Genomic DNA, 311 nt, shown 5'->3' with positions numbered 1-311 from the left:
TATAAGCAATGGTTTAATAGAAGTTCTCAACGTGTAGGGCATTTTACGATGGGCAAGCACAAGCTCAAGAATGGCTTGAAATCGGCAAAGTGTTACCCCTATTTGGAAAATCTAAAGCAACATCAAGCCTTAAGTTTGCGCTATTTGTCGAGCAAGGAAAAGAATTGGATGATTATTTTAATTACACTATTCGCGTGTTAGTAAGATTGTTGCAAAAGGCAGACCTGACCCCTAGATGCTTGCTGACACTGCTACAATTTCAATGACTCCAGCAGGTAAATAATGGACAAAATATTAGAAAAATTTTTACG

General features: G+C 37.6%; 1 protein-coding gene. It reads left to right on the top strand.

The window, feature by feature from the left end; genetic code table 11:
• Positions 1–201 (top strand): hypothetical protein (locus tag CWC28_RS22310; RefSeq protein ID WP_212746809.1); only part of this gene is annotated, 201 nt, incomplete at its 5' end.
• Positions 202–311: the final 110 nt, after the last annotated feature.

It is taken from the genome of Pseudoalteromonas sp. S4492 (assembly GCF_005886115.1).
GTDB lineage: Bacteria > Pseudomonadota > Gammaproteobacteria > Enterobacterales > Alteromonadaceae > Pseudoalteromonas > Pseudoalteromonas gelatinilytica.
The sequence above is the reverse complement of the archived record's forward strand: the minus strand, read 5'-3'. Positions and strand labels throughout refer to the sequence as shown.